Below are 6,826 nucleotides of genomic sequence, written 5' to 3' on the forward strand. Positions count from 1 at the left end.
CCTCGGCGCCGTGCAGCGCCAGCCACATCCGTACCTCGGTCCCCCCGAGCACCGAGCGGCCGACGCGCACGTCGCCGCCCGTGGCCTCGGCGACCCGCCGAACGATGTCCAGGCCGAGCCCGGTCGACCCGGGCCTGCCGTCTCCGTGGCCGCGGCGCAGCGCCGCTGCCGGGTCGGCGATGCCGGGGCCGGCGTCGGAGACGAGGACGATGACCGAGTTGCTGGCGGCGCCGCCGTGGTGCACGTCGACGGCGAAGGCGGTGCCCTCGGGCGTGTGCCGGAAGACGTTGCCGAGCATCGCGTCGAGTGCGGCGGCGAGTTCGCCGCGGGCGACCGGTATCCGTACCGGCCGGTCCACCCCCGCCAGCCGCACCTCGCGGTCCTCGTCCTCGGCCAGTGCCGACCAGAAGGCCATCCGTTCCCTGATCACCTCGGCCGCGTCGCATGCGGCTCCGGTGTCGGACCCGCCGGGCGACTGGGCCCGCTGCTCGCGCTGTTCGCGGGCGGTGCGGATGATCTGGTCGACCTCGCTCTCCAGCTTCGCGACGGCCTCCCGGGTGTGCGCGGCGGCGTCGCCGTCCCCGAGTGAGGCGGCGTTCAGCCGCAGTACGGTCAGCGGTGTGCGCAGCCGGTGCGACAGGTCGGCGGCCAGCTCCCGTTCGTTGGCGAGCAGTTGTACGACCTGGTCGGCCATGGCGTTGAACGCGGCGGCGGCGGAGCGCAGTTCGCTGGGTCCGTCCTCGGGTACCCGCACCCCGAGCTTGCCCTCGCCCAAGTCGTGTGCGGCCTCGGCCAGTCGCCCGGCCGGCCGGACCATGCGGGTGCCGAGCCGGTCGGCGACGGCGACCGAGCCGAGGATCAGGGCGATGCCGACGCCGGCGAGGATGAGCCAAGAGGTGGTGACCCCGTCGGTGACCTCCTCGTCCGGCACGAAGACCTCCACCACCGCGAAGTCACCGCTGGCGACGGCGATCGGCCGCAGCAGCGCGAATCCGCCGGGCACGGTGACGGTGGAGGCGCGGCCCGCCCGTAGCGCGGTCGACAACTGCTCCGGGGTGACGCGCTGCCGGCCGACCTCGACGGTGCTCCGCCCGGGCCGCCCGGACGCTCCAGGGCGCGCGCCGGGATCCGGACGGTCAGCTGCTTCCTCTTCCGGCGAAGCCGTCGGCACATGGACGGCGAGGCGCCCGGCGCCGCCCGCACGGGTACTGGCGACGGCCTTCTTCAACTGCTGCCGGTCCGTGGTGATCGCGAGCACCGGTCCCACGGTGGCGGCCTGCCGCTCCGCCTCGGAGAACGCGCGGTCGCTCGCCGTCTCCTTGACGACGAGGGCGAGCGGCACGGCGAAGGCGATCACCACCATGACGGTCACGGCGAGACACACCTTCACCAGCGCCCATCTCATGGCCGCGGCTCGCTCGTCGGCTCCCCGGCCGGCTCGGGCGGCTCCCCCGCCTGCTCGGGCGGCTGTCTGGGGGGCTCCAGCTTCACGCCCACACCACGCAGGGTGTGCAGATAGCGTGGCCGGGCGGCCGTCTCGCCGATCTTGCGGCGAAGCCAGGACAGGTGTACGTCGATGGTCTGGTCGTCACCGTAGGACTGCTGCCACACCTCGGCCAGCAGTTCTCTGCGCGCCACGACCACGCCCGGCCGTTCGGCGAGGAACGCGAGCAGGTCGAATTCACGGCGGGTCAGGTCCAGCAGTACCCCGTCCAGTTCGGCCTGCCGCCGCAGCGGGTCGATGGCGAGCCCGCCGACCCGCAGTACCCCGTCCGGCCCCGAGCCGTGACCGGCACGGCCCGCGCCACCGGCACCCGAGCGGCGCAGCACGGCGGCCATCCGGGCGGACAGATGCTCGACCGTGAACGGCTTGACCAGGTAGTCGTCGGCGCCGTCGTTGAGCAGCCGCACGATCTCGTTCTCGTCGTCCCGGGCCGTGGCGATGATCACGGGCACGTCGGTGATGCCGCGCAGCATCTTCAGCGCCTCGCCGCCGTCCAGATCCGGCAGCCCGAGGTCCAGCACGACGACGTCGAAGCCGACCTGCGCCACTTCGCGCAGCGCCTCCAGGGCCGTACCGACGCTGCGCACCGCGTGCGAGGCGTCGTTGAGGTGCCGGATGAGGGCGGAGCGCACGAACTGATCGTCCTCGACCACGAGCACACGAGCCATGGCGGCACCGTACGCCATGGGCCTTCGGGGAGAGCGGGATGCCGCTATCGTGACAGAGATGCGACCACGACAGTCCCTCGTGCACGCCGGCGCCTGGACGCTGGCCACGGGCGCCGCGGTGACGCTGTCCTGGTTCGGGGTGCACACGGTGCTGGCGGGGTCGGACTACGAGCCGCCGCGCGCGCTGTCCGTGGCGGACCGGTCCGAGTCGACGGCGCTGCCGCGGGCCTCCTCCACGAACCGGCCCAAGTCGCCCCCCTCGCACGCCGCTTCGCCCTCCGACTCGCGGCCGGCGAAGCCGCCGAAGTCCACCCCCGGAGGGGGCGACGGCGGTACCCCCGGCTCCCAGCAGCCCGGCGGCTCGGCGACGGCCGGGAACGTACGAGGTGCCGACGTCCCCGGCGGACGTGCCGTCTTCGACATGGGCCACGACTCGGCGACGCTGGTCTCGGCAACGCCGGACGACGGCTGGGACATGCGGGTGTGGAAGGACGCCACCTGGATCAGGGTGACCTTCTCCAAGGGCGGCGCGGAGTCCTCGGTCTTCTGCCGCTGGGACGACGGCCCGCCGCGCGTCGAGAGGTATCAGCAGCGGTAGTCCCCGGGGCGGTTCAACGGAAGACGCCCGCTGGCGGCAGCGGTGAGGGGCGGGCGGTCGCGTCGGTGACCGGTACGGCGCCAGCGGCGAAGCCGGCGAGTGCGGCGCCGTGTTCCAGCCGCCCCGGGTGCGGGTCCCCGGCCGCGCGCCGGGTCAGCTCGCCGACCGGCAACTCCCGGTCGGCGGCAATCAGTACGCCGTTGCCGAAGCGCCGTCCGCGCAGCACGGCCGGATCGGCGATGAGGCCGACGTGCGCGAACGCGCCCTGTGCGGTGGCGATCTGGGAGCGCAGATGCGCCAGCGGACGCTGCCCGCCGCCGCCGTGACCGCCGCTCCCGCCGGGCCCGTCCGCGATGTTCGCCGCGTACAGTCCGCCGGGCCGCAGCACCCGCCGTACCTCGTGCAGGAACTCGGCGCTGGTCAGGTGCGCGGGTGTACGGGCGCCACTGAAGACATCCGCGATGACGAGGTCGGCCCACGCCTCGGGCAGCTTGCCCAGACCGGCGCGGGCGTCGCCGCCGCGTATCCGTATCTTCCGCCAGCCACGCTCCAACGGCAGTTCGGTACGCACCCATTGGACGAGTGCCTCGTCCTGTTCGATGACCTGCTGGGTGGAGCGCGCGCGGGTGACGGCGACGTAGCGGGCGAGAGTGAGGGCACCGCCGCCCAGGTGCAGGACGTGCAGGGGGCTGCCCGGCGGTGCGGCGGCGTCGATAACATGGCCCAGCCTGCGCTGGTACGCGAAGTCGAGGTGGGCGGGGTCGTCCAGGTCGACGTAGGACTGCGGCGCTCCGTCCAGCGACAAGGTCCAGCCGCGCATCCTGTCCGGGTCGGGCACCAGCTCGGCGAGCCCGCCGTCGACCTGCGCGCTCAGCGCGGCCCGTGCCTGCCGGGCACGGCCACGGCCACCACCGCGCGCGTCACGCTGTCCGTCCTTCGCCACCCACCCAGTATCGCTGAGCGTGACGGTCTCCGCGGCACGGCCGACGACCGTGCGTGAGGACCACGTTCTGACGGCTTGGTCGTCACAAACAGCGGTCGACGGCCGCGATCGTACGGGCCGCTTCGCCCAGCGCGGCCCGCAGCATCGACGCGTCGGTCGCCACCCCGAACGCCATCTCGGGCGGCACCAGCCAGCCGGTGCCCGCCCTGGGCAGTTGCGGGGCGGCGGCCGGCGGCCGGCCGGGGGTCTGGGCACAGGCGCTGCCCGGCAGGTCCCAGCAGGCAGCGGTGCCCGGCGGTACGAGAAAGCCGAGCCTGCCGCCGTCACACAGCACGACAGGGCCGAGTCCGTCCCGCAACCGCAGGATGTCGACGGCCTCCAAGCCCTGTCGTGCGGGCACGGTCACCAGGTCGCAGAGCACGCCGCCGCCGGTGGCGGCGCGGACTCCTGGGTCGGTGTCCAGCATGGGGACCCCTCCTCCGAGCTCCTCGGTGGTCATGAAGAGTTCAACGTCTTACACCGTCAACCGGCTACGGTGCGGGAGGCCGCGAAGGATGGCGGTTCATGGCAGATCGCGGCGGAGATATCCGGTTTTGTTGTGGAACTCTGTGTGTTGACCTTGTCACAGCCTGTACTGTCCGGCCATGGCGTCGTCACCTTCCGTGTCGCAGGGCCCGCCCCACGGACAGCACGGACAGCACGATCAGCGCGGGCAGCAGGGGCAGCACGGACAGCAGAAGACAGCCGGGCAGCACGGCCCTCACGCCCACCACGTCCCCAACACGGCCTTCCGGCTCCTGCGCGGCTCGCGGTCACCCGGCGAGTTCGCGGCGGCCGTACGCCGTGCCGGGCGGGAGATCGGCGAGCAGGTCGCGTGCGACGCCCGGTACATCGGCCGCGTCGAGGCCGGTGAGATCCGCTGCCCCAACTACGCCTACGAGCGGGTCTTCCTGCACATGTTCCCGGGCCGCTCGCTGACCGACCTGGGTTTCGCCGCCCGCGAGACGGTCCGTGGTCACGCGGCGCGCAGCCGGCGGGCGCGCGGAGATGACAACGCGCCCCCACAACTGCCGGCGCGCCCCGACGACTGTCCCCCCGGCCTCATCTCCCCTACCTTCCCCTTCTGCCCCAACCCCACCGTCTGCACCAGCTGTTCAGACTGTCCCGAGATCCACGAGGAGAGCGACGTGCTACGTCGCGCGTTCATGATCAGCGGCCCGGCCGCCGCCGCCCTCACCGTCATGCCGGCCGCCGACGCCCTCACCGCCGCCGCGTACGGCTCCGGTTCCGGCTCCGCACCCGCACACCGCCGCGTCGGCGAACCCGAGGCCGAGGCCCTGGAGCGGGCGGTACGCCACATCCGGCTGCTCGACGACCGGCACGGCGCCGACGGCATCTACCAGCGGGCCGGCGACTCCCTCCGCGCGGCCTACGAGCTCCTCGACGCGGCCACCCCCCACCGCCGCTCCGTCGCCGACCGGCTGCACAGCGGAGCCGGTGAACTCGCCATCTCCGTGGGCTGGCTGGCCCACGACTCGGACCGTTTCAGCGACGCCCGCTCGCACTACGCGGAGGCGCTGGCCACCGCCCGGGTCGCCGCCGACCCGGCGCTGGAGGCGCACGCCTTCTGCAACACCGCCTTCCTCGCCCGGGACGCGGGCCGCCCGCGCGAGGCCGTACGTGCCGCGCAAGCCGGGCAGCAGGCAGCCGAACACCTCGGCTCCGCACGGCTGTTGTCGCTGCTCTCCCTGCGCGAAGCCGGCGGCTGGGCCGGGCTGGCGGACCGGACCGCATGCCAGCAGGCGCTGGGCAGGGCGCACACCTTGTTCGCGCAGGGCCCCGCCGACGCCGACCCCGCCTGGATGACCTTCTTCGGCGAGGCCGAACTGGCGGGACTGGAGGCGCAGTGCTGGTCCGCGCTGCACGACTGGGAGCGCGCGGCCGAGCACGCGCGCCGCGCGGTCGCCCTGCAGGACCCCCACTTCGTGCGCAACCTGGCGCTGTTCACGGCCGAACTGGCGGGCGACCTAGCGGCCTTGAAGCGTCCCGCGGAGGCGGCGGACGCCGGCCAGCAGGCCCTCGCCCTGCTGGGCCCCGTCGAATCCTCACGCATCCGCCAGATGCTGGCCACGGCGGCGCGCCGGCTGCGCCCGTACGCCACCGACAGCGCCGTCGGCGCCTTCCTCGCCCGGCAGGGCGGCACGGTGCCGCGGCCCCGTACGGCCTGACGCCGCTGGTGCTCGCGCCGTCAGTCCAGGTGCCCCGTGTCGTTCCAGCGATCGATCGCCGGCTTCCCGTACGCCCAGCCCAGCACCGACAGGGCGGCCGGGGAGAGCTGGAGGCAGGCACCGAAGGAGACGTCGTGGCCGAGCCAGCGGGCGCCCAGGACGCGCAGCACATGACCGTGCGCGAAGACCAGCACGTCCCGGTCGGCCGAACGGGCCCACTCCACGATCCCGTCGGCCCGTTCGCCGATGGCCCGCCTGGTCTCGCCGTCCACCACACCGTCGCGCCAGATCGTCCAGTCGGCGCTGCCGCGCTCCCGGATCTGCTCGCTCGTCAGCCCCTCGTACGCGCCGTAGTCCCACTCCCGCAGCGCGTCCCACTCCTGCGCACGGCCGCCGCCGAAGCCCGCCAGTTCACACGTCTCGCGGGCGCGCGACAGCGGGCTGGTGCGTACTTCGGCACCCGGCACCCCGTTCCAGGGAGCGCGGCGCAGCCGCTCGCCGAGCAGTTCGGCGGCACGGCGGCCCTCGTCGAGCAGCGGGACGTCTGTCCGGCCGGTGTGCTGTCCGGTCGTCGACCATTCGGTCTGACCGTGCCGGACCAGCAGGATGCGCGCTGCCATGGGAAACCTCTTCAGCCGGGTGCCTGATGTGCCGCGTGTGCGTCGCCGCGCGTTCCCGCTCATCCTCACCCGGTCGGTCACCGGACGGCCGAGGGCCACGCGGACGGCGGAGTATGCGGCTGTCAGTGCCGGATGCCAGACTTCCGCGAGTACTGCCATCTCCCGCGAGGCGAACGCCGATGACCAACGACCAGCCGGGCCGCGCCGTAGCCCTGCGGCAGCGCCTCGCCGAGCTGCGCGGCGGCCCGGACGTGCCGCCCAGGCC

Annotated in this window: 7 protein-coding genes; 2 read left to right on the forward strand and 5 right to left on the reverse strand. The window is 73.8% G+C overall.

Annotated features, from left to right (window positions below):
* Together ACRDP3_RS27055 and ACRDP3_RS27060 are read right to left on the reverse strand one after the other, a co-directional pair.
* Positions 1–1,405 (reverse strand): sensor histidine kinase (locus ACRDP3_RS27055; protein ID WP_431519638.1); only part of this gene is annotated, 1,405 nt, incomplete at its 3' end.
* Entirely contained in the window at positions 1,402–2,172 is a 771-nt protein-coding gene (locus ACRDP3_RS27060) for a response regulator transcription factor (RefSeq protein WP_431519639.1), read from the reverse strand. The genes ACRDP3_RS27055 and ACRDP3_RS27060, both read right to left, overlap by 4 nt.
* 58 nt (positions 2,173–2,230) lie before the next feature.
* On the opposite strand from ACRDP3_RS27060, the gene ACRDP3_RS27065 reads away from it, so the two are divergent.
* Positions 2,231–2,770, forward strand: coding sequence for a hypothetical protein (locus tag ACRDP3_RS27065; RefSeq protein WP_431519640.1), 540 nt, complete (start codon positions 2,231–2,233; stop codon positions 2,768–2,770).
* Positions 2,771–2,783: 13 nt separating this feature from the next.
* Here the strand turns inward: ACRDP3_RS27065 and ACRDP3_RS27070 are convergent, their stop codons facing one another.
* Both ACRDP3_RS27070 and ACRDP3_RS27075 read right to left on the reverse strand, forming a co-directional pair.
* Positions 2,784–3,713, reverse strand: coding sequence for a spermidine synthase (locus tag ACRDP3_RS27070; protein WP_431519641.1), 930 nt, complete (start codon positions 3,711–3,713; stop codon positions 2,784–2,786).
* Positions 3,714–3,795: 82 nt separating this feature from the next.
* Positions 3,796–4,179 carry a hypothetical protein gene (locus tag ACRDP3_RS27075; RefSeq protein ID WP_431519642.1) on the reverse strand — a complete coding sequence of 128 codons (384 nt, stop codon included), beginning with the start codon at positions 4,177–4,179 and terminating at the stop codon, positions 3,796–3,798.
* A gap of 178 nt (positions 4,180–4,357) precedes the next feature.
* Between ACRDP3_RS27075 and ACRDP3_RS27080 the strand changes: the two genes are divergently transcribed.
* Positions 4,358–5,941 carry a tetratricopeptide repeat protein gene (locus tag ACRDP3_RS27080; protein ID WP_431519643.1) on the forward strand — a complete coding sequence of 528 codons (1,584 nt, stop codon included), beginning with the start codon at positions 4,358–4,360 and terminating at the stop codon, positions 5,939–5,941.
* A gap of 20 nt (positions 5,942–5,961) precedes the next feature.
* Here the strand turns inward: ACRDP3_RS27080 and ACRDP3_RS27085 are convergent, their stop codons facing one another.
* A complete protein-coding gene (locus ACRDP3_RS27085; protein WP_431519644.1) occupies positions 5,962–6,561 on the reverse strand; it encodes a histidine phosphatase family protein in 600 nt (199 codons plus the stop codon).
* Between the last annotated feature and the right edge of the window lie 265 nt (positions 6,562–6,826).

This window comes from Streptomyces sp. (genome assembly GCF_050698815.1).
In the GTDB taxonomy this organism is placed as follows: Bacteria; Actinomycetota; Actinomycetes; order Streptomycetales; family Streptomycetaceae; genus Streptomyces.

Excerpts from the sequence above, each read along its gene's own strand:
- ACRDP3_RS27085 (WP_431519644.1), bottom strand. The coding sequence starts at position 6,561 with ATGGCAGCGCGCATCCTGCTGGTCCGGCACGGTCAGACCGAATGGTCG.
- ACRDP3_RS27060 (WP_431519639.1), bottom strand. The coding sequence starts at position 2,172 with ATGGCTCGTGTGCTCGTGGTCGAGGACGATCAGTTCGTGCGCTCCGCC.
- ACRDP3_RS27065 (WP_431519640.1), top strand. The coding sequence starts at position 2,231 with ATGCGACCACGACAGTCCCTCGTGCACGCCGGCGCCTGGACGCTGGCC.
- ACRDP3_RS27080 (WP_431519643.1), top strand. The coding sequence starts at position 4,358 with ATGGCGTCGTCACCTTCCGTGTCGCAGGGCCCGCCCCACGGACAGCAC.
- ACRDP3_RS27075 (WP_431519642.1), bottom strand. The coding sequence starts at position 4,179 with ATGCTGGACACCGACCCAGGAGTCCGCGCCGCCACCGGCGGCGGCGTG.